The sequence below is a fragment of the Acinetobacter sp. YH12138 genome, assembly GCF_015218525.1.
Taxonomy (GTDB): domain Bacteria; phylum Pseudomonadota; class Gammaproteobacteria; order Pseudomonadales; family Moraxellaceae; genus Acinetobacter; species Acinetobacter amyesii.
This window is the reverse complement of the sequence record NZ_CP048670.1, coordinates 2,691,856-2,712,336: the sequence shown is the minus strand read 5'-3', so window position 1 is coordinate 2,712,336 and position 20,481 is coordinate 2,691,856. Positions and strand designations below refer to the sequence as shown.

Genomic DNA, 20,481 nt, shown 5'->3' with positions numbered 1-20,481 from the left:
AGGCGCACCTCGATATAGGTGTGAATAATGAGTAATACAACCCCTGATTTTCAAGCAGACGATTTTTTATTAGACCATTACGTCGGCAACACGCCGTTAGTGCGTTTACAGCGTCTGGCAAGTCATACTCAAGCAACAGTATTAGCCAAGTTAGAAGGCAATAACCCAGCGGGTTCGGTCAAAGATCGCCCTGCATATAACATGATTATGCAAGCGGAAAAGCGTGGTCAGATTAAACCGGGTGATACATTGATTGAAGCGACGAGCGGAAATACAGGGATTGCTTTAGCTATGGTTGCAGCAATGCGTGGCTATAAAATGACCTTGATCATGCCTGCAAGTTCTAGCCAAGAGCGTAAAGATGCCATGCGTGCCTACGGTGCTGAACTGATCGAATCTAAAAACATGGAAGAAGCACGTGATCTTGCCCTTCAAATGGAAAAAGACGGCAAAGGTTTAGTCCTAAACCAGTTTGGTAACCCGGACAATGTGGAAGCACATTACCTCACTACGGGACCTGAGATTTGGAAACAAACAGGCGGTAAAATTACACATTTCGTCAGCTCAATGGGAACCACTGGGACCATTATGGGGATTTCGAAATATTTAAAAGAACAAAATCCGGATATTCAAATTGTTGGTTTACAACCGTCTGAAGGCTCAAACATTGCTGGTATTCGCCGTTGGCCACAAGAATATCTTCCTACGATTTTTGACCCTTCACGTGTTGATCGCATTATGGATATTCCGCAAATTGAAGCGGAAAAAACAGCTCGTCGTTTAGCACGTACAGAAGGTATAAGTGCAGGTACTTCATCGGGTGGTGCGGTATGGGCTTCAGTTAAATTGGCTGAAGAAAATCCGGATGCCGTGATTGTTTGCATCGTATGTGACCGTGGTGACCGTTACTTGTCGACTGGTCTATTCTCTGTTGTTGATCCTGAATAATTACAGTAGCCGATCGGCACTGGTGAGTACTTATGCGTTTACCTGTTTTAATTTTTGATATCGAAACACTGACAGATTTGAAGTCAGGTGCGCATTTGTATGGACTGGATCTGCCTGAGGTGGATCTAGATGCAGCGCTGACTAAACTGCGTCGCCAAGAGGCGGGCACGGATTTTCAGCGTTTGGCCTTGCATGAAATTGTCTGTATCTCTGGACTATGGATTGATGAAAAGGGCATGAAGTTGTTTTCATTTAGTCGTGAAGACAATAGCGAAGCTGAAATTTTAAAAAAATTCGTTTCTATTTTTGAAAAGCGTCATCCGACCTTGGTCAGTTGGAACGGTTCGCAGTTTGATTTGCCTGTGATTTTGTTCCGTGCCATGTATCACGGACTATCTGCACCAAGTTTGTTCGATCAGGGCGAGATTGATACGCAAAAGCGCTATAATAACTACCAGAATCGTTATCATCATCGTCATGTAGATTTGATGGATGTCATGGCCATGTTCCATGGTCGTCATTTTCAAAAACTTGACGATGCAGCACATTTACTTGGTTTCCCTGGTAAACGTGGTGATGGTGGCTACCATGTGCCTGAATATGTACGTGAACAACAGTGGACTGAACTGACCAGCTACTGTGAAGGTGATGTGCTCAATACATGGTTGATTTATTTACGCTGGCTGTTGCTGAAAGGACAGTTATTGTTAAATGATCATCAGCACCTGATTCAAAGTACGATTCAATATTTACAAACTCAGCCGCAACACGCTGACTTTTTATCGGTATGGCAGCAAACCTCGCAGCGCACCGAATTCACCCAATCTGATTTCCCATCTTCCACACATTAGGTACGCATGAAACACAAAGCCAAACCCCAAAAAGCCCAACAACCCATTTATACATTTCAGGTTGAATCGCTTTCACATGAGGGGCGAGGCATAGCGCACTTTGGGACGCATCCAGATCATCCTGCAGAAAAACACGGTAAGAAAGTCTTTATCCGTTATGCCTTGCCGGGTGAAACGGTGCGTGCGCGTATTACTAATGTCGTTAAGCGTCTCGAAGAAGCAGACAGTCTGGAATTACTGAGTGAAGAGTCTGCTCTACGGGTTAAACCGGCCTGCCCACATTATGGGGTCTGTGGTGGGTGTAGCATGCAGCATATTCATCCCGACGAGCAAATTCGTTTAAAACAAGATGTTTTACAATCACATTTGCAACATTTTGCTGGGATACAACCTGATCAATGGTTAGCTCCGTTACGTTCATTGCGTGAAGATTACCGTCGCAAAGCACGTATTGGTGTGCGTTACCTACCTGCAAAAGATAAACTCGTGGTCGGCTTTCGTGAGAGCCAGTCAAATAAACTGACTTCGATTGACCGTTGTATGGTGTTGGATCGTGAGTTTGGCTCAATCACCACACTCAAACAATTGTTACAAAGTCTGCAAGGTAAAGCAGATATTGGGCATATAGAACTGGCCATGGGAGATCAAGAAATTGCTCTCCTGATTCGTCATACGGCGGAACTTTGCGCGGAAGATGTCAACCAATTAGTAAAATTTGCGTTACATAAAGAGTGGCAACTGTACTTACAACCTGAAGGGCCAGACAGCTTACATCGCGTGGATTATCCAGATGCACCGATGCGTCTGCACTATGGTCTAAGTGACTTTGGTGTGGAATTTGGCTTTAATCCTCAGGACTTCACACAAGTGAATTCCACAATTAATCCGCAAATGGTGAAACTGGCATGTGAATTGCTTCAGTTACAACAAGGTGAGCGAGTTCTAGATCTGTTTTGTGGTTTAGGAAACTTTTCTTTACCACTTGCTCAATGTGTGGGTTCAACGGGTCAAGTCGTTGCAGTTGAAGGGAGTGAAGAAATGGTTCAGCGTGGTGCAGAAAATGCACAAAACAATGGCCTTTCGCAACTGAAATTTTATTCACAAGATTTAACAAAAGATTTTTCGCATCATTCTTGGGCAAAACAAGGATTTGATGCATTATTGATAGACCCACCACGATCTGGTGCAGAGGAAATAATGCGTTATGTGCCCAAATTTGGTGCAAAAAGAATCGTTTATGTGTCATGTAATCCTGCAACACTAGCACGCGATGCTGGAATGCTGGTACAACAAGGCTACCGTTTGAAAAAAGCGGGTGTCATGGACATGTTTACCCATACAGGGCATGTCGAATCGATTGCTTTGTTCGAAAAAGAAAATCAGATAAACGATTAAAAGTTATGAAGCGTAGAAAACTAGGAGTAGGGTATGGTCACAGTACGTGAACAATTACCTGGACGTCTCAATGAGCTGTCTCAGGAAACGACTGTAGAACATGCCGAGCAAGCACAGCATGATTTAGCTGAATGGCTAGAGCGTGTGAGTGGCATGTTTGACGGGGCTCCTCTAAAGCAACTCGAAGAAGTTGCACATCTGACCTTACAGAATGAACTTGAAACAACGGTCAACCATCGCTCAAATACCTTCTATACGGGTATTGAAATGGCGGATATTCTTGCCCATCTGTATGCGGATGAAGATACGTTATCAGCAGCCATGCTGTATCGAAGTGTTCGTGAAGGCGTAACCAGTTTAGAAGAAGTCCAAAGCAAATTTGGCGATCAAGTGCATGCTTTGGTGAAAGGCACGCTTGCCATGGGTAAGTTGTCTGACCTGATTGAGCAAAATAAACGTCTAGAAGATCATTTTAATAATAACCAACGTGAACATTTGACCGGCATTTATAAAATGCTGATCTCTGTGACTGAAGATGTTCGTGTTGTGTTAATCAAACTTTCTGAACGTACCTATGCATTACGTGAGTTAGCGCACTCAACCAAAGAACGTCAAGAGCGTGTCGCACGAGAAATTTTAACTATTTACTCGCCGCTTGCGCACCGTTTAGGGATTGCACAGCTTAAGTGGGAGCTTGAAGATCTTGCTTTCCGTTATCTAGCACCTGAACGCTATAAAGAAATTGCCTCTTTACTGAATGAAAAACGTTTAGAGCGTGAACAATATATTCAGTTCGTGACAGAAAAGTTGCGTAAAGAACTATTAGATCATGGCATTGAGGCCGAGATTAATGGACGGGTGAAACACATTTATTCGATTTATCGAAAAATGAAGAGTAAGAACCTGAGCTTTGATCAGCTTTATGACATTCGAGCAGTTCGCGTTTTGGTGGATAATGTACCTGAGTGTTATCACACACTGGGGATCGTTCATCAGATTTGGCGTCATATTCCGCATCAGTTCGATGATTATATTACTAACCCGAAAGCCAATGGTTATCGCTCACTGCACACGGCCGTGATTGCAGAGAACAAATCTTTAGAAGTGCAAATTCGTACGCATAATATGCACGAAGAAGCTGAGCTCGGGGTGTGCTCGCACTTTAACTATAAAGAAGGTTCTAAAACCACAGATTATTCATTTAATCATCGCTTACATTCTTTACGTGCAGTGCTTGAACATTATCAAGAACGAAATGATGCTAGCGCCCATAAAGAAGATGAGGCTTCTGAAAACTTCGAACAAATCCAAGAGTTTGAAGATTTTGAGAAAATCTATGTGTTCAGTCGTGATGGTGATATCAAAGAATTACCACGCGGTTCGACCGTGCTTGACTTTGCCTATCATGTGCATACTGAAGTGGGCAACAAGTGCTATGCAGCACGGGTGAATCAACGTTATGTACCTTTAACCTATACCCTAAAAACTGGGGAACAGGTCGAGATTTTAACCAAGAAAGATCGTGAGCCTAACCGAGATTGGTTGGTAAACTCGCTGGGTTATATCAAGACGGCTCGTGCACGTGATAAGTTGCGTCATTGGTTCCGTCAGCAAGACCGTAGTAAAAACTTGGAAGTGGGACGTGAGATTCTGAATAAAGAATTGTCACGTTTGGCGATTCACCCGAAAAGTATCGATTTGAATGATTACTGCAATCATTTTAATGTGAAATTGGGTGAAGATATATTGATTGGCTTGGTGAGTGGTGACATTAGCTTGCATGCTTTAATCAATCAGGTTAACCGTCATATGCACCTCGATCAGGATGAGCCTGAACTGGTGTTAAAACCAACCTTGAACCCACGTGCAAGTCATACGCTTTCGGCGCATGGTATTTTGATTGATGGTTTGGACAATGTAGAACTACACATTGCTCAGTGTTGTCAGCCTGTGCATGGTGAATCGATTGCTGGTTATATCACCCTGAATCGTGGCGTAAGTATCCATAAGGTCGCATGTCCGGATTATATCCGTATGATTGGGCAAGAGCCTGAACGTGCGGTTGAAGCGGATTGGGAAATGCAGCCAACTCGTGGTCAAAGTGTGCAAATCGTGGTGGAAGCTTATGACCGTCGTGGTTTGCTTAAAGATCTGACTCAAGTGATTTTCTCAGACCAAATCAATATTCGTCAGGTGAATACCATTTCCGAGAGTGATGGTATTGCCAATATGAAGCTATTGATTGAAGTGAAAGGCTTGGCGCAGTTGTCGAAACTGTTGGCACGTCTAGAGCAACAACCAGGCATTATTAGCGCACGTCGATTGGTACAAGGTAGCTAAAAATAAAGCTGTATAAAAAAACCCGCTGCGTGCGGGTTTTTTATTATATTGGGGGAGAGAAATTATAAAATTGAATGCTTATGCTGCCTTCAGAGCTTTTTGAAAAGCGTCGACAGAATTTAACACGAGCGATTGACCATTGGGTGGCAACAGGCCCTTTTAAAAATGGTAAAGCCGTGTGTGAACATTTTGGCTTATCAGTTCCTTTAATTTCCCAATTATTAAATAGTCATCGGCAGATTGGAGAGAAATTTGCACGTGAGTTAGAGACACAATTGGAACTCATAAAGGGAAGTTTGGATCATGAAGTTCAATTTATAGAACAAGACAAGTGCACTGAGGAGCAAGCAAGCTTGGTCCTTTTTGAAATGCAGGTGGTTGAGACACAGGCATTTTCTTTAAAACTGATTTCAAATGATTCATCTCAATATTCAGCATTATTTAAAAACACTCAAGACCTGTATTTGATTCGCATCACAGCATCGTATTATGCCCCTGTATTACAAGAGGGTTGGCTTGTGGTCTGTGATGAAAAGCGAGGGGTGGAGAGATCGGATCTAGCCTGTGTATATTTGCGAAATGGCTTAAATTTAATTTTAAACGTGATACAGCAAACAGATGATACATGGCAATTTGCAAGTCTAGACCAAAAACGACAGGTGGAATTCCTGCAATCCGATATTGAAAAGTTACATCCTATTATTGCGATTTTGCTTAGCTCATTTATTTAACTTAGTAGCATAAAAAACCCATCCGAAGATGGGTTTTGATCTGAACTATAAGTTGAAAAGCTTAAGGAATCTCTTCTTCTTCAAATTCAGGCTTCACTTGTACAATGAAGTCTTGACGGTTCAGGCCACGCCATAACGCGAAGGCTGTACCAATGTAGATTGATGAATATGTACCCACAAATACACCAACAAACATTGCAACAGAGAACCATTTTAGACCATCACCGCCCAGTACCATCATTGCTACAACAACCAGTAACAGTGTCATAGAGGTGTGAATGGTACGGCGAAGTGTTTCAGTCAAAGCACTGTTCACAACTTCAAGAGGTTCAGCACCGCGAATCTTACGGAAGTTTTCACGAATACGGTCAGATACAACGATGTTATCGTTGAGCGAGAAACCAATAATTGCGAGTAGCGCAGCCAAAACTGTTAAGTCAAACGGCCACTGCATCATGGCAAAGATACCAATGGTTACCACGATATCGTGGAATAAAGACAGTACAGCACCCATCGCAAGTTTGAATTCAAAGCGAATAGTGACATAAACCAGCATGAGCAGTAGGGCAAGACCTACAGCGCCAGCAGAACGCACGTAGAGTTCATTACCGACTTGACCACCCACCACATCGACTTTATGCACTTCTGCTTTATTGCCCGGCAATTGAGCGGCAGTCGTAATGGCTTTGGTTAAGTCTTCAGCTTCAATGTCTTTTTGAACTGGCATACGAACCATCAGGTCGCGGTCAGATCCTAAGGTTTGTACCACAGGGTCTTTAAAACCAGCTTTTGTCAGCGCTGAGCTCACATCGGTAGATTTTACTGGTTGACTATAGTTCAACTCTGCTGCCACACCGCCAGTAAAGTCCAAACCGAGGTTTAGACCTTTGGTGCAAATAAAAAAGATACTTGCGAGCGTTAAAATAATCGATATAAAGGCTGCCGGTTTGGCAATCTTCATAAATGGAATAATGCGCTCGTTGTCCGGACGGCCGTATTGTTTCGGTTGAGTATTTTCAGTCATTTTCGATCTCCTAAATGCTCAACTTCTTCAGGTTACGTTTTTTACCATAAATGATTTGTACGATTGCACGTGTCACGGTAATCGCTGTGAACATCGAGCACACAATACCAATCATTAGGGTAACCGCGAAGCCTTTAATCGGGCCTGTACCAATTGCAAACAGAATGAAAGCAACCAAGAATGTGGTTAAGTTGGAGTCAAAGATGGTGTTATACGCACGATCATAACCCGCAACAATCGCCTGTTTCGGCGAGGCACCCCATTTAATTTCTTCTCGTATCCGCTCACAGATCAGTACGTTGGCGTCGACCGCCATACCAATGGTAATCACGATACCTGCAATACCCGGAAGGGTGAGGGACGCGCCAATCCAAGACATGATGGTTAAAATCATGGCAAGGTTAACCACGAGTGCAAAGTTGGCAATCAAACCAAACACACGGAAGAAGACCACCATCCAAATCGCAACCAATAAGAAACCGATTTGAGTTGATAATACACCTTTGTCGATGTTTTCTTGACCGAGACTCGGACCAATCACACGTTCTTCCACGAAGTACATTGGCGCTGCTAATGCACCTGCACGTAACATCAATGCAAGTTCAGACGCTTCTTGAGGTGAATCTAGACCAGTAATACGGAACTGAGAACCTAATACAGCTTGAATCGTTGCCGCATTGATGACCACAGATTCGGTATAAGGTGTACGAACTTCAGTTTGTGTACCTGTTGCAGGATCTGCAACATAACTAATTTTTTGTTTGTTCTCGATGAACAAAACTGCCATTCGTTTGCCTACAGCATTACGAGTGGCTTCAGACATCAACTTACCGCCCGCAGTGTCCAAAGTAATGTTTACTTCAGCACCACCTGTATCTTGGCTAAAGCCTGATGACGCGTTTTGTACACGTTCACCCGTTAAGATACGGTTACGGTTAAGCAATAATTGACGACCGCTGTCCAAAGATTCATAAGCAAATGCTTCTGTACCTGGCGGTAATGAGCCTTTTGCTTGACCTGTGTAAGGATCGATATATTGATCATTTAAGTCAGAAACTAAGCGGAACTCAAGGTTCGCAGTACGACCAAGTACACGTTTTGCTTCAGCAGTATCTTGCACACCCGGTAATTCAACCACAATACGATTGCTACCTTGAGTTTGTACTAATGCTTCCGCTACACCTAACTCGTTAATACGGTTACGTAAAGTTGTTAAGTTTTGGTTGACAGCATAAGACTGAATTTCTTGTTTACGTGTATCTGTGTAGCTTAGACGAAGAGTCGAACCTTCAGTTGTTGCAACCGCTTGTTGAGTATATTCATTGCCGTTACGACGAAGGAAATCCATAGCTGCAGAACGGTCATCATTATTTGCAAATTGCATCGTAATGGTGTTGTTGTTCAAAGATAAGCTATTGAATTTTAATTTATTGTCACGAAGTTGGCGACGTAAGTCAGCCGCAGACGTTTCCATACGTTGTGAAATGGCTTTATCCATATCCACTTCGAGTAGGAAATGTACACCACCACGTAAATCCAGACCCAGCTTCATTGGTTTAGCACCAATTTTTTGTAGCCATTCTGGGGTAGTAGGCGCAAGGTTCAGTGCGACGACATAATTTTCACCGAGCCCACGACGTAGTGCTTCTTTCGCTTTTAATTGTTGTTCGCTCGAATCAACACGTAATAAAGCGGCATTATTGGTGAAGCTATTGTCATGGCTGGCAATATTTTCAGATTTTAAAATCTGCTCTGCTTTTTGTACGATGCTTTGATCAATCTGGGTACCGGCTTTGGCACCTGAAATTTGAACAGCAGGTTCATCAGGATACAAACTTGGCAGGGCATATAATGTACTGATGACTAGTACCACTAGAATCAGTAGATATTTCCATGCTGGGTAACGCATTCGTTTTCTTCTTAAAATGAAAAAAGCCGTGCGGGTGCACGACTTATTTTTTGATTAAAGGTTATTTAGAGTGCCTTCAGGCAGAACTGAAATCACACTTGCGCGTTGTACTTTTACTTCTACGCCACGGTTCAGTTCAACAACTGCAAAATCACCTTCGATTTTTGTGATTTTACCCATTAAACCGCCCGCAAAAACAACTTCACTACCAACACCTAGGCTTTCAATTAGTGCACGATGTTCTTTTGCACGTTTTGATTGAGGGCGCCAGATCAAGAAGTAGAAGATTGCGACAAATACCGCAATCATCAACAGGTTTGCCATCATGCTTGGTTGCTGTGCTGCTTCACCTGCCGCGTGAGCAGTAGAAATAAAAAGGCTCATTTCATTTTCCTAAACTAAAAAAACTGGTTATCAATACTTTGATAAATAAATTGGACTTGTTCAGCAATTTACCTTGTCTTTTTCTTCAGCGCAAATGCTGAAAGAATTAATCTTGAGGACAAGGTGGCACTTCCATGCCGCGACGACGATAAAAGTCTTCAACAAACTCATCAAAAGTGCCATGATCGAGAGCATCACGCATCGCTTCAGTTAGACGTAGGTAATAACGTAAGTTATGAATAGTACCGAGCATCGAACCGAGCATTTCGCCGCATTTCTCAAGATGGAAGAGATAAGATTTGGTGAAGTTTGTACAGGTATAACAGTCGCAATGTGGGTCAAGCGGACTTTGATCATGACGATATTTGGCATTACGAATACGCACTAAACCGTCGGTCACAAAATAATGACCATTACGTGCATTTCGAGTTGGCATCACACAGTCAAACATATCGACACCGCGACGAACAGCTTCTACGATATCTTCTGGTTTACCGACACCCATCAAGTAACGTGGTTTATCCGCAGGCATTTTCTCTGGAAGATAATCCAATACTTTGATCATTTCTTCTTTAGGTTCGCCAACAGACAAGCCACCAATGGCATAACCATCAAAATCAATTTCTTTCAGACCATTTAAAGATTCATCACGTAAATCTTCATACATGCCGCCTTGGATAATACCAAATAGTGCATTACGGTTTTTCAGCACGTCATGATGTTGAGTCTTACAACGTTTCGCCCAACGCAATGAAAGCTGCAGTGATTTTTGCGCTTCTTCATGTGTCGCAGGATAAGGCGTACATTCATCAAAAATCATCACGATGTCTGAATTCAGTGTGTGCTGAATATCCATCGAAATTTCAGGAGATAAAAAGACTTTAGAGCCATCAATCGGAGAGCGGAAAGTCACGCCCTCTTCTTTAATTTTGCGCATAGCGCCAAGGCTGAAGACTTGGAAACCGCCTGAATCTGTCAAAATCGGGTTATTCCATTTCATGAATTGGTGTAAGCCACCATGTTCACGAATGACATCTAGGCCTGGACGTAGATATAAATGGAAGGTATTGCCCAAAATAACTTGGGATTTAATTTCTTTAATGTCACGTGGGAGCATGCCTTTTACAGTACCGTAAGTACCGACAGGCATGAACATAGGTGTTTCAACGACACCATGTTCAAGGGTTAAACGGCCGCGACGAGCACGGCCCGATTGCGCCAATTTTTCAAACTTCATACAAGGTCCAGATCAAGGCGAAAAAACAGTTCGCTGATGGTAAGAGTGCTAAAAGTGCTCTATTTTCCTTGATTCTGCGGTTAAACGCTAGCTTTGTCGGGTGTTAAGTCTGTAAATTTATAGATCGCTTCTTGTGACAAGGCTTCATCTGAACTCTTGGCATTAAAATAGAACTGGTTAATTCGCTGCAAAATTTCTTCTTTTTCCATCGCAAATGTGCCTTTCGGGTCCGATGTCATGGCCACGATACTGTCAATAAGCTTTTGAATATACGGATTCGTGGTTGCATAGCTTTTTTCTAAGCTTAAAAGATAGACTTCATTAGCTACATGTAAATAGTTATAAGGTTGTATTTCAACGATTTGAGCCAAATCAATCAGTAGGTCTTTATCATACTGAGACAGCTTCATACGTTTAGGTAAGCTGTCGAGTTGTAGGGGTTGTTTGGATTTGAGAAAATCGTCAAGTTGTGTGCTTGGAGTATTTAAAACCTGAGCTGAATAAATTCCTATTTCGGGCTGTGTCGGGACCGTGATAAAAAACAGAATATTGTCCAGTTCTATGCCGTAGGACTGAACCAAGTCGATTTTTGTTTGTTGTAGGGCATTGAGCAAGATTGAAAGATGGTTAGTTGACTCAGACTTTATCGTACTTTCTATAGAAGATGAATCAAAGTTTAAATGGCCCACTTCATTTACAGATGTCAGTTTAAACTGCGCCAAGTCTTGACTTAAAGACGGTAGGCTACGATAGCGCCATTTAGATACATTCCATCGATCATGCGTTGCAAGATATTGAGCAGAATCTTCATCTTCGGCAAAAATACTACGCTGCGTAGAGACTGCGATATAGTCCATGGACAAATAGGGATTGAACACCAACGTACATGCGTAAATATGGTCGTCTTGGTGCTGCTCATAGAGTTTGAAAAACGCCTGAATCAGCACATTTTTCAGTGCATTAATTTGATTTTGCATATTTTATTTTTCTTTCTAGTTTTGGAGGTGCTTGATCACCTCATCATTATTTTTTTTTACTTTTGTGCATTAAAGCCCGAACTTAAAAGTTCGGACGATAATCAAAATTTTGGCTGGCAGCTTGATCGCGGAAAGGGCGAACCGCTTTTTTACTCAGCAATAGCGTATTAATAATATTGTTAGGAAACACTTGAATGTGGTTGTTGAACAACTCAACGTTGCGGTTAAAAATAGTAATCGCCGCACCGACATTTTCGTTTTGTTCTTCAATTTCATTCATCATTTTCAGATAAATATCATTGGCTTTGAGCTCTGGATAGTTTTCAACCACAACATTCAGGCTGCGCATTAAATCTTGATTTAAGGCTTCAATACGCTGTAATTGGCTGACATCGGTACTGTTTACGTTCAAATTCATAATGTTTTGACGGAGTTCAGTGACTTTTGCCAAAGTCCCTTGTTCAAAATTGGAATATTGCTCAACCAAAGGCTGTAATCCATCTAAAATTTTGATTTTTTGACGTTCATAGCTGGCTACATCTGACCATGCACGAATGGTTGCATTGTGATGTCGGACAATGTTGTTGCGAATCATGATTGCGCCAATCACCAATGCAATGATGATTAAAACAAAGATCAAAAGCCCCATAAAATTTTATCCTCAAGATAAAAGGTCGTAATTTAAAACATTATTGTATGAAATCTATTTTAAAAACTGCGTTAAGTCGTTTTTCAAATTTTCTAAAGCATTTAATTTAAAGGTTCTAAGATGCCCACGCAATGCCGAAACATCTTGAATTCGTTTTGCTTTACTACTGACTTTAAATAAATCTGTAGAGCCAAGATAGCACATTATGCGGTGGCTCGGATGAAATAGCAGATCACCTTCACGGTTTTGAAAAAAATCCGCTAGTCGGAGGACAAAGCCTGGGCTGAGCAATTTAGCGATTTCCATTTGGTTTTCGCCATAAAACTTTAATTTTTGATTAGTTTGAATGTCGCTGCTGTGCCAAGGAAAACTATAAGGATAGCCAAAGTTTTTGCCTGTTGCAGATACGGCAAGACCATGGATACCAATATCAAAAACAAATACGCCCCACAGGTCTTTATGAATTTCTTTAACCGTGACTTCATCACCGTCTTTGTCACGTACCTTCAGTTCATTCACATAATGATAATGAAAGACCATGACTTGATACTGTTGCTGATTTTCGTCTTCCCAAACGGTGCTCGCGAAGGTCTGAATATCATTCGAAAGGCTGCCTTGTTTAAACACGGGGAACATACGTTTAAGATTGCCAATAAATTGTAGATTATTCAGTGGCATCGAAATGTATTGAGGCTGTCGGTTAAAAGCCAGTTGGTATTTTTTTGCGATGCATTCGGTTTCTAAAAACGCAATAACTTCTTCGAGCGGATCATCTTTTTCATAGCTGATATAAGCCCAGAACACCATGGCCAAGCCCGCTGCAAAGCAGAGCTGTGCCCAGCCATGATTGGGCTGAATCACAATAAATAGCATGAAGCCGATACCCAGCGCAGCTAAAGCTAGGGGGAGTAAATTTTCAAATTTGAGCGTAATGGGTGCATTCCATGGATGCAGTCCATCGAGGAGTTCTTGGTGAGTTTTGGCGTTTCGGCCTATATCCCAGAGCCGAGCGATATTCTGAAAAACCACAGCATTCTTCTTACGACGAATATGGATGGAGTGCTTTACAGAATCGATCGGCATGGGGACTAAGTCATCGCATGGTTATTGATGGTTAATATTATCAATTAACATCGCATCACCATAACTAAAGAAGCGATATTGGCTTTCGACGGCATGGTGATAGGCATTCAAAATATTGTCTCGACTGGACAACGCTGACACTAACATGAGCAAGGTAGATTCAGGTAAATGGAAGTTGGTAATTAAACGATCGACTACTTTGAACTCATAACCTGGGTAGATAAAGATTTGTGTATCACCAGTCCAACCCTTGAGTTCGCCGCCATTGGCTTGAGCGGCACTTTCAGTCGCACGAGTCGCTGTAGTACCGACAGCAATGACTTTATTGCCACGTGCTTTTGTCTCACGGATTAAAGCCATAGATTCTTCTGATACGTCACACCATTCGCTGTGCATGATGTGATTTTCAATGTCATTGGTGCGCACGGGTAAGAATGTACCAGCACCCACATGCAAGGTAACAAAGGTTTTATTTACGCCTTTGTCCGCCAATTTTTTGAGTAGCGCTTCATCAAAATGTAAGCTGGCTGTTGGTGCTGCGACAGACGCCAATTTGGTTGGGTCGTTAAACACGGTTTGATAACGTTCGGTATCAATCGCTTCTGCTTCACGGTTAAAGTAAGGCGGAATCGGTAAAGCACCGTATAAATCTAAAACTTGTAAAATAGGCTGTGAAAATTCCACAACAAATAAGTTTTCATGACGGCCTTGAACGGTCACTTTAACTTCGTCTGGACCAATAAATAACTCCGCACCTTCTTTAGGCGTATTACTGGCTTTAATGTGGCAATGTGCGGTTTTTGGGTCAAGAATACGTTCAACTAAGACTTCAACTGCACCGCCAGTTGCTCGTTTGCCTTTCAAGCGGGCTTTCATCACTTTGGTATCGTTTAGTACCAATAAGTCACCTTCATTGAGCAAGTCTAAAATGTCAGTGAAATGATGGTCGTGATATTCGCCATTGAGGTCGAGATGGAGCAGGCGTGATGCACTACGTGTTTCAAGCGGATAGCGGGCAATGAGTTCGTCAGGGAGATTGAAGTTAAAGTCAGAAAGTTGCATGTTAAGAAATCTGAAAAGGAGATAATGAAATTTGGCTTAGTATAAGCTTTTTTAGGTTTTAACGCTGAAATTGATGGATTATCCATCTAAAAATTCTTATACGGTTTATTTTTAATCAAATGAGAACATCATGCGTTGACAAGTTTTTGAAACAGTTTATTATACGTTTCAACACCTTCCCGAGGTGGTGAAATTGGTAGACGCGGTGGATTCAAAATCCACTATCAGAGATGATGTGTCGGTTCGAGTCCGACCCTCGGGACCAAAATTCTAAAAGACCCCAAGCTTATTAAGACTTGGGGTTTTTTATTGCCTGTTAATTAAAAAATTATAAATGAGAAAGGCTTTTCATCGTTTAAAACTAATGTTAAATCATGTATCTATCTAAATTTATTATGTTGAGATGCATAAATGGAAATTGATTGGAAGCTTATAGCTCCTATCGCAGGTATTTTTATAACTATTATTACGTTATTTTTAAAAAGACATGAAATTACAAGTTTAAAACATAAGAAAATTTCAGATAGGCTTGCTTCTAGTGTCCAATATTTTGAAAAGTATTATGAGCGTGGACAAACAAATCAGCTTGTTTTGGATAGGGCGGCGCAGAATCTTGCTAAAAGCCCAAATGTGGATCATAACTTAGTCAATAGGCTAATAGAGCTTCATCAGAATTATTTAATTAATTTTGATCGTATGATTTTGTTATTTGACGATGGCGTTAAATACATTATTTATAAGAAAAGACAAACCTTAGATTTGTCGAAAGATTTATTAATAAAACCTTTCCTGAATCTTGGTTCAACTCCTAGGCGCTATTTGTTTATAGCTGGATATTTTATTTTTGCCTTTATAGAAGGGATGCTTTTATGGGTGGTAATTAATTCTATAGGTGTTCAAGTTATTGTTAATATCGTATTTATTTTTGTTTCTTTTATTTTGATTGCATTGGCACTTTTATGCTTGGTATTTGAGGATAAACTGCAAAGTGCATCTGATTTTGTTAAAGAATTAAAAGAAGCTGATGAAAAATATAAAGCAATGGAAAAACCTAGAACTATAATTCTATTGAGTCGGAATGATAAGCAATTTTGAAATTATTAGTTTGTCACAAAAAAACCAGCGCTTTCGCGCTGGTTTTTTTACATCACTAACTTGCGTTAGTTTTGCATCAACTTATTGAGCAGCCTCAAGAGCAGCATTTAAAGTTGCGCTTGGACGCATTACAGCATTTACTTTTGCTGTATCTACAGCGTAGTAACCACCGATGTCCGCGGCTTTACCTTGAACTTCAGCAAGTTCTGCAACGATTTTTTCTTCGTTTTCAGCAAGTGCTTGAGCAAGAGGAGCGAATTTCGCTTTAAGCTCTGCATCTTCGTCTTGCGCAGCAAGTTCTTCAGCCCAGTATTTAGCAAGGTAGAAGTGGCTGCCACGGTTGTCAAGTTCGCCAGTACGACGTGATGGAGACTTGTCATTGTCAAGCAATTTACCAGTCGCAGCATCAAGTGTATTTGCAAGAAGTTTAGCTTTCGCGTTGTCTTCTTTGATGCCCATTTCTTCAAGAGAAACAGCAAGTGCCAAGAACTCACCTAAAGAATCCCAACGTAAGTGGTTTTCTTCTACAAGTTGTTGTACGTGTTTAGGCGCAGAACCACCCGCACCAGTTTCGTACATGCCGCCACCAGCCATTAGAGGCACGATAGAAAGCATTTTCGCAGAAGTACCAAGCTCCATGATTGGGAACAAGTCTGTTAGGTAGTCACGTAGGATGTTACCAGTTACAGAAATTGTATCTAGGCTGCGAGCAACACGTTCAAGTGTATAACGCATAGCACGTACTTGAGACATGATTTGAATGTCTAAACCAGTAGTGTCGTGCTCTTTCAAGTAAGTTTGAACTTTCTTGATGAGTTCGTTTTCGTGTGGACGGTACGGGTCAAGCCAGAAGATCGCAGGCATTCCTGAGTTGCGTGCACGAGTCACAGCAAGTTTCACCCAGTCACGGATTGGAGCGTCTTTCACTTGGCACATACGCCAGATATCGCCTTCTTCCACGTTTTGTGACATCAACACTTCACCAGTTTCTAGGTCGGTGATGTTTGCAACACCCGCTTCAGCGATTTCGAAAGTTTTGTCGTGTGAGCCGTATTCTTCAGCTTTTTGCGCCATCAAACCAACGTTAGGAACTGTACCCATAGTGCGTGGGTCAAAGTTACCATTCCATTTACAGAAATTGATCATTTCTTGGTAGATACGCGCGAAAGTAGATTCAGGCATTACAGCTTTACAGTCGTACTGTTTGCCGTCAGCACCCCACATTTTACCGCCACCACGGATCATTGCAGGCATAGATGCATCTACAATTACGTCATTAGGTGAGTGGAAGTTCGTGATGCCTTTTGCAGAGTCAACCATTGCAAGTGCAGGACGGTGTTCTTGGCAAGCATGTAAGTCAGCAATGATTTCTTCACGAAGAGAAGTCGGAAGAGTTTCAATTTTTTCGTAAAGACCAGACATCCCGTTGTTGATGTTAATACCTAACTCATCAAACAATTTGCCGTGTTTTTCGAATGCTTCTTTGTAGTAAATCTTCACACAGTGACCGAAAACGATTGGGTGAGACACCTTCATCATCGTCGCTTTTACATGTAGAGAGAACAAAATGCCAGCTTCTTTACAATCATCTAATTCTTTTTCATAGAAGTCGCAAAGTGCTTTTTTGCTCATGAACATTGAGTCGATGATTTCGCCATCTTGAAGCGCAACTTTTGGCTTAAGAACAACAGTTTCACCAGACTTAGTGATCAATTCCATTTTTACATTGCGAGCGCGGTCTAAAGTCATAGACTTTTCGCCGTGGTAGAAGTCACCTTCGTCCATGTGAGAAACGTGAGTTTGTGACCACTGTTTCCATTCGCTCATAGAGTGCGGATGTTTCTTCGCGTAATTTTTTACTGCAGTAGGCGCACGACGGTCAGAGTTACCTTCACGAAGTACAGGATTTACAGCAGAACCTAGACATTTGCTATAACGTGCCTTGATTTCTTTTTCTTCCTCAGTCGCTGGGTTTTCTGGGTAGTTCGGAATTGCAAAACCTTTAGACTGTAATTCTTTAATGCAAGCAGTTAATTGGCCAACTGAAGCACTGATGTTCGGAAGTTTGATAATGTTTGTGCTTGGATCTTGGGTTAATTGTCCAAGCTCTGCCAAGTTATTTGGCACCTTTTGTTCTTCGCTTAGGTAGTCTGAAAATTCAGCGAGTACACGTGCTGCAACTGAGATATCGCGTTTAACGATTTCAACGCCAGCAGGTTTAGTAAAGGTTTCAATGATCGGCAGCAGAGAGTAAGTCGCCAATAATGGCGCCTCGTCGGTCAGTGTGTAGATGATAGTTGACTTTCCACCAGCCATATATAGCCCCTTGCTTTAGATTGTGTCTTTGAGGTCCGAGCTTGTGGCTCGCCTCTATGAACCGATTTGCTTAAATAAAACTATGAAAGTATCGGGGTTCATTGCTTTTCAGTCAACGCAAGATCCTGTGATGTGGTCATTTCGTAGAAAAATGATACAAAAGAAGTGCAGTTTGACGCCCAATTTTAGCGCAAAACCGAGAAGGGGAATATTGAAAGCTTGTTATTCATAGCTTAAAGCTATTGAACAATTAAATTTATATCGTTTTCTTGGGGCTGATCTGTTCTTTATGGCTCGTTCGAAATTTAGTTGTAAAGCAAAGCGTAGGACAGGTCAAACCGAAAGCCTTAGCTTTTAGGTGTAGATTTGGTGCGTAAGTTCGAAAATTAGTCAGGATCTGTGACTTTATAAAAGAACGACGTGAGTTCAATGCTCTATTTGACTTTGAGCGCTGATGGAATGTTTATGCACTAACTTATATATCTGATGAATAAGGCATGGCACTTTTTCAGCTTCAGTCATTTGGGTGAATGAGTTCATGTGCAGTAGAAGCATGAAACGAATCTTTAGCTCAGTTTAATAAAGTAAAAGCAAGCAAGTATGGTTTAATGCTCAAATGACACACATAACTGATAAAAACTAATAAATTAGTCTAATAGAAAAACTTAAAAATAGATTCATTTAGTGTAGCTGACTGAAACGAGCATCCTGATGAGCAATCTGGTCATAGAATAGTCATAAAACTCACTGTTTTTTGTGATGTAGTTAAAGAAAATTAAGCCTAGTTTTTTAGGTCTTATGTAAGTGAATATTTCTTTTGGTCATGTTTTTTAGTTTGAATAAAACGCGAAAAGTGCGATTTAAAATAAACAGTCAATAAAATTTAAATTAATTTAAGTTTCTAATTTTATTGTTTTAATTTTTGTTTTACCTTTAATGTTATGTTCTTTATAGATATTTTTATTTTCTAATTGGATGAAAGTTCAATTAAATAGTGCATTCGTAAATGATGTTTGTTTTTTTGTTGGGTTTTGTTATTGAGTGTTTGGGCTATTTTTGCTATTAATCTTGAACATAACAGTTGGTTTTTATCTTTAAGATAAACCCTGAGGAGAGCAACGGGATGGCTTTACGTTTACTGGATATTGGTACACAAACCGAATTATTAACTGCCTGTCGTTTGTCTTTATTGATGGGGGTTTATACCGACGACAACCGCATTGCAGAATTTTTAAAGTTCGCGCGTGGTATTGTGCAAGTCGATAATGCTGTCCTCGCATTTAAAAATGAACCTTATATATGGTATGCCTCAGAGCACATATTTAAGGCATTTATGGCCGAAGCTGATGATGATCGTCTAGATCAGTTTTTTGCTGAACGTTCTCGTATAGACCGCGACGCTGAAAATTACCAAGCTTATTCCAACTATATGCAAGAACTTGGATTAGGGCATCAGCGTTTAGTCGCTTTCGATTTAAAATATGATCAAGAATCTATCGGTAAAGTTATTTTATTCGATGATCAAGTCACTGCATTTGAAGCCAAACAATTAAAGATCGTTGAAGAATTTGTACAAAGTCTAGTCAACATCATTCAACTCCGTGTTGAAAATGCCGAATTAAAAGAAGCCTATGAACAGCAGTCGGCACTGAATTTTAGTAAGACTAAATTTTTCCAAATTATTGCGCATGATTTAAGAGCACCTTTTCATGGTCTACTGGGTTTTTCAGAGGTTTTGGCGCAGGAACGCAATACCTTAGATGATTCAAGTGTGCAAAATATTGCAGACTATTTATATGACACCACACAGTCGACGTATAACCTCTTAGAAAGCCTGTTGAACTGGGCTATGGCAGAAGGTGGTCGCTTTGTTTATCACCCGATTAATTTTGATTTACATCAGTCTGCAAAAATTGTCAGTGATGTCTTAAATAGCTTGGCTGTGAAGAAAAATATTCGACTGATCAATGCCGTGCCTGAAGGCATTAAAGTCAATGCAGATATCAATATGATCACATCAGTGATGCAAAATTTGGTGTCAAATGCATTGAAATTTACTCATACCGATGGACGAGGTGTGGTGACGATTTCTGCCGAACAAGATGGTGAACGGATTTTATTCACCATTCAAGATACGGGATTGGGTATGACCCAAGCTCAGATTGAAGATTTATTTCAGCAAAAACTCACGGTTAGTATTAAAGGTACGGCAGGAGAGCGTGGTACGGGGTTGGGTTTAGTGCTGTGTAAGCGCTTTGTGGACTTGAATCAGGGTGAAATTGTGGTGAACTCGAAAGAAGGTGAAGGCACACAATTTAAAGTCTGGCTGCCAAAGGCGACAAGTCTGCATCAAACCCTAAGTACCGAGAGCTGCAATGCACAGAAAGATGCGACCTTAAGCGAGCTTTAAAGCGCGTCTATTGGTATAAAAGCCTAAAAATACTTTTCCCTAAGCGTTATCAACTGTTATAACTAGAAAA

The 20,481-nt window shown here is 41.1% G+C and carries 16 protein-coding genes and 1 tRNA gene; 8 read left to right on the top strand and 9 right to left on the bottom strand.

Translation table 11 applies throughout. The annotated features are described in order from the left end of the window. Positions 1 to 27: 27 nt before the first annotated feature. From cysM to G0029_RS13075, 5 genes are all read left to right on the top strand, one after another. Positions 28 to 948 carry a cysteine synthase CysM gene (cysM, locus tag G0029_RS13095; RefSeq protein WP_180108096.1) on the top strand — a complete coding sequence of 307 codons (921 nt, stop codon included), beginning with the start codon at positions 28 to 30 and terminating at the stop codon, positions 946 to 948. Positions 949 to 980: 32 nt separating this feature from the next. Then, positions 981 to 1,799, top strand: coding sequence for a 3'-5' exonuclease (locus G0029_RS13090; protein ID WP_078191277.1), 819 nt, complete (start codon positions 981 to 983; stop codon positions 1,797 to 1,799). Between the two features lie 6 nt (positions 1,800 to 1,805). Next, entirely contained in the window at positions 1,806 to 3,194 is a 1,389-nt protein-coding gene (gene rlmD / locus G0029_RS13085; RefSeq protein WP_180108095.1) for a 23S rRNA (uracil(1939)-C(5))-methyltransferase RlmD, read from the top strand. A 33-nt stretch (positions 3,195 to 3,227) separates the two neighbouring features. Then, the gene (locus G0029_RS13080; protein ID WP_078194183.1) at positions 3,228 to 5,534 is read left to right on the top strand and encodes a RelA/SpoT family protein; all 2,307 of its coding nucleotides are present in this window, start codon (positions 3,228 to 3,230) and stop codon (positions 5,532 to 5,534) included. 80 nt (positions 5,535 to 5,614) lie between these two features. Next, positions 5,615 to 6,265, top strand: coding sequence for a hypothetical protein (locus tag G0029_RS13075; RefSeq protein WP_180109997.1), 651 nt, complete (start codon positions 5,615 to 5,617; stop codon positions 6,263 to 6,265). A 61-nt stretch (positions 6,266 to 6,326) separates the two neighbouring features. On the opposite strand, the gene secF is transcribed toward G0029_RS13075, so the two are convergent. The 8 genes from secF to queA form a co-directional block, all read right to left on the bottom strand. Further along, positions 6,327 to 7,289: a protein translocase subunit SecF gene (gene secF, locus G0029_RS13070; protein WP_180004599.1), complete on the bottom strand. Its 963-nt coding sequence runs from the start codon at positions 7,287 to 7,289 to the stop codon at positions 6,327 to 6,329. A 10-nt stretch (positions 7,290 to 7,299) separates the two neighbouring features. Further along, on the bottom strand, positions 7,300 to 9,198 hold the full coding sequence (gene secD / locus G0029_RS13065) for a protein translocase subunit SecD (RefSeq protein WP_111885819.1): 1,899 nt from the start codon (positions 9,196 to 9,198) through the stop codon (positions 7,300 to 7,302). Between the two features lie 54 nt (positions 9,199 to 9,252). Further along, positions 9,253 to 9,582, bottom strand: a complete 330-nt coding sequence (gene yajC / locus G0029_RS13060; protein ID WP_078191271.1) for a preprotein translocase subunit YajC — start codon at positions 9,580 to 9,582, stop codon at positions 9,253 to 9,255. 106 nt (positions 9,583 to 9,688) lie between these two features. After that, complete coding sequence (gene tgt, locus G0029_RS13055) at positions 9,689 to 10,819, bottom strand: tRNA guanosine(34) transglycosylase Tgt (protein WP_078194179.1); 1,131 nt, start codon at positions 10,817 to 10,819, stop codon at positions 9,689 to 9,691. An 80-nt stretch (positions 10,820 to 10,899) separates the two neighbouring features. Continuing rightward, positions 10,900 to 11,796, bottom strand: coding sequence for a DUF4303 domain-containing protein (locus tag G0029_RS13050; protein ID WP_180108093.1), 897 nt, complete (start codon positions 11,794 to 11,796; stop codon positions 10,900 to 10,902). A gap of 82 nt (positions 11,797 to 11,878) precedes the next feature. Next, positions 11,879 to 12,445, bottom strand: a complete 567-nt coding sequence (locus tag G0029_RS13045; protein ID WP_078191268.1) for a LemA family protein — start codon at positions 12,443 to 12,445, stop codon at positions 11,879 to 11,881. 54 nt (positions 12,446 to 12,499) lie between these two features. After that, positions 12,500 to 13,528 carry a hypothetical protein gene (locus G0029_RS13040; protein ID WP_180108092.1) on the bottom strand — a complete coding sequence of 343 codons (1,029 nt, stop codon included), beginning with the start codon at positions 13,526 to 13,528 and terminating at the stop codon, positions 12,500 to 12,502. Positions 13,529 to 13,549: 21 nt separating this feature from the next. Beyond that, positions 13,550 to 14,590 (bottom strand): tRNA preQ1(34) S-adenosylmethionine ribosyltransferase-isomerase QueA, encoded by a 1,041-nt coding sequence (gene queA, locus G0029_RS13035; protein ID WP_180108091.1) that lies wholly within the window; start codon positions 14,588 to 14,590, stop codon positions 13,550 to 13,552. A gap of 178 nt (positions 14,591 to 14,768) precedes the next feature. Here queA and G0029_RS13030 point away from each other — a divergent pair. Both G0029_RS13030 and G0029_RS13025 read left to right on the top strand, forming a co-directional pair. Next, a tRNA-Leu gene (locus tag G0029_RS13030) sits at positions 14,769 to 14,855 on the top strand. A 146-nt stretch (positions 14,856 to 15,001) separates the two neighbouring features. Then, positions 15,002 to 15,685: a hypothetical protein gene (locus tag G0029_RS13025; RefSeq protein WP_180108090.1), complete on the top strand. Its 684-nt coding sequence runs from the start codon at positions 15,002 to 15,004 to the stop codon at positions 15,683 to 15,685. A gap of 81 nt (positions 15,686 to 15,766) precedes the next feature. Here the strand turns inward: G0029_RS13025 and G0029_RS13020 are convergent, their stop codons facing one another. After that, the gene (locus G0029_RS13020; RefSeq protein WP_180109996.1) at positions 15,767 to 18,001 is read right to left on the bottom strand and encodes an NADP-dependent isocitrate dehydrogenase; all 2,235 of its coding nucleotides are present in this window, start codon (positions 17,999 to 18,001) and stop codon (positions 15,767 to 15,769) included. Positions 18,002 to 19,124: 1,123 nt separating this feature from the next. Here G0029_RS13020 and G0029_RS13015 point away from each other — a divergent pair. Then, positions 19,125 to 20,411 carry a sensor histidine kinase gene (locus tag G0029_RS13015; RefSeq protein ID WP_180109995.1) on the top strand — a complete coding sequence of 429 codons (1,287 nt, stop codon included), beginning with the start codon at positions 19,125 to 19,127 and terminating at the stop codon, positions 20,409 to 20,411. The last annotated feature ends 70 nt before the right edge of the window (positions 20,412 to 20,481 follow it).

What these genes read in the sequence shown, in the direction of transcription:
- G0029_RS13050 (WP_180108093.1), bottom strand. Translation starts at nt 11,796, where the DNA reads ATGCAAAATCAAATTAATGCACTGAAAAATGTGCTGATTCAGGCGTTT.
- secD (WP_111885819.1), bottom strand. Translation starts at nt 9,198, where the DNA reads ATGCGTTACCCAGCATGGAAATATCTACTGATTCTAGTGGTACTAGTC.
- G0029_RS13080 (WP_078194183.1), top strand. Translation starts at nt 3,228, where the DNA reads ATGGTCACAGTACGTGAACAATTACCTGGACGTCTCAATGAGCTGTCT.
- rlmD (WP_180108095.1), top strand. Translation starts at nt 1,806, where the DNA reads ATGAAACACAAAGCCAAACCCCAAAAAGCCCAACAACCCATTTATACA.
- G0029_RS13045 (WP_078191268.1), bottom strand. Translation starts at nt 12,445, where the DNA reads ATGGGGCTTTTGATCTTTGTTTTAATCATCATTGCATTGGTGATTGGC.
- G0029_RS13025 (WP_180108090.1), top strand. Translation starts at nt 15,002, where the DNA reads ATGGAAATTGATTGGAAGCTTATAGCTCCTATCGCAGGTATTTTTATA.
- secF (WP_180004599.1), bottom strand. Translation starts at nt 7,289, where the DNA reads ATGACTGAAAATACTCAACCGAAACAATACGGCCGTCCGGACAACGAG.
- G0029_RS13075 (WP_180109997.1), top strand. Translation starts at nt 5,615, where the DNA reads ATGCTGCCTTCAGAGCTTTTTGAAAAGCGTCGACAGAATTTAACACGA.
- G0029_RS13015 (WP_180109995.1), top strand. Translation starts at nt 19,125, where the DNA reads ATGGCTTTACGTTTACTGGATATTGGTACACAAACCGAATTATTAACT.
- yajC (WP_078191271.1), bottom strand. Translation starts at nt 9,582, where the DNA reads ATGAGCCTTTTTATTTCTACTGCTCACGCGGCAGGTGAAGCAGCACAG.
- G0029_RS13040 (WP_180108092.1), bottom strand. Translation starts at nt 13,528, where the DNA reads ATGCCGATCGATTCTGTAAAGCACTCCATCCATATTCGTCGTAAGAAG.
- G0029_RS13020 (WP_180109996.1), bottom strand. Translation starts at nt 18,001, where the DNA reads ATGGCTGGTGGAAAGTCAACTATCATCTACACACTGACCGACGAGGCG.
- G0029_RS13090 (WP_078191277.1), top strand. Translation starts at nt 981, where the DNA reads ATGCGTTTACCTGTTTTAATTTTTGATATCGAAACACTGACAGATTTG.
- tgt (WP_078194179.1), bottom strand. Translation starts at nt 10,819, where the DNA reads ATGAAGTTTGAAAAATTGGCGCAATCGGGCCGTGCTCGTCGCGGCCGT.
- cysM (WP_180108096.1), top strand. Translation starts at nt 28, where the DNA reads ATGAGTAATACAACCCCTGATTTTCAAGCAGACGATTTTTTATTAGAC.
- queA (WP_180108091.1), bottom strand. Translation starts at nt 14,590, where the DNA reads ATGCAACTTTCTGACTTTAACTTCAATCTCCCTGACGAACTCATTGCC.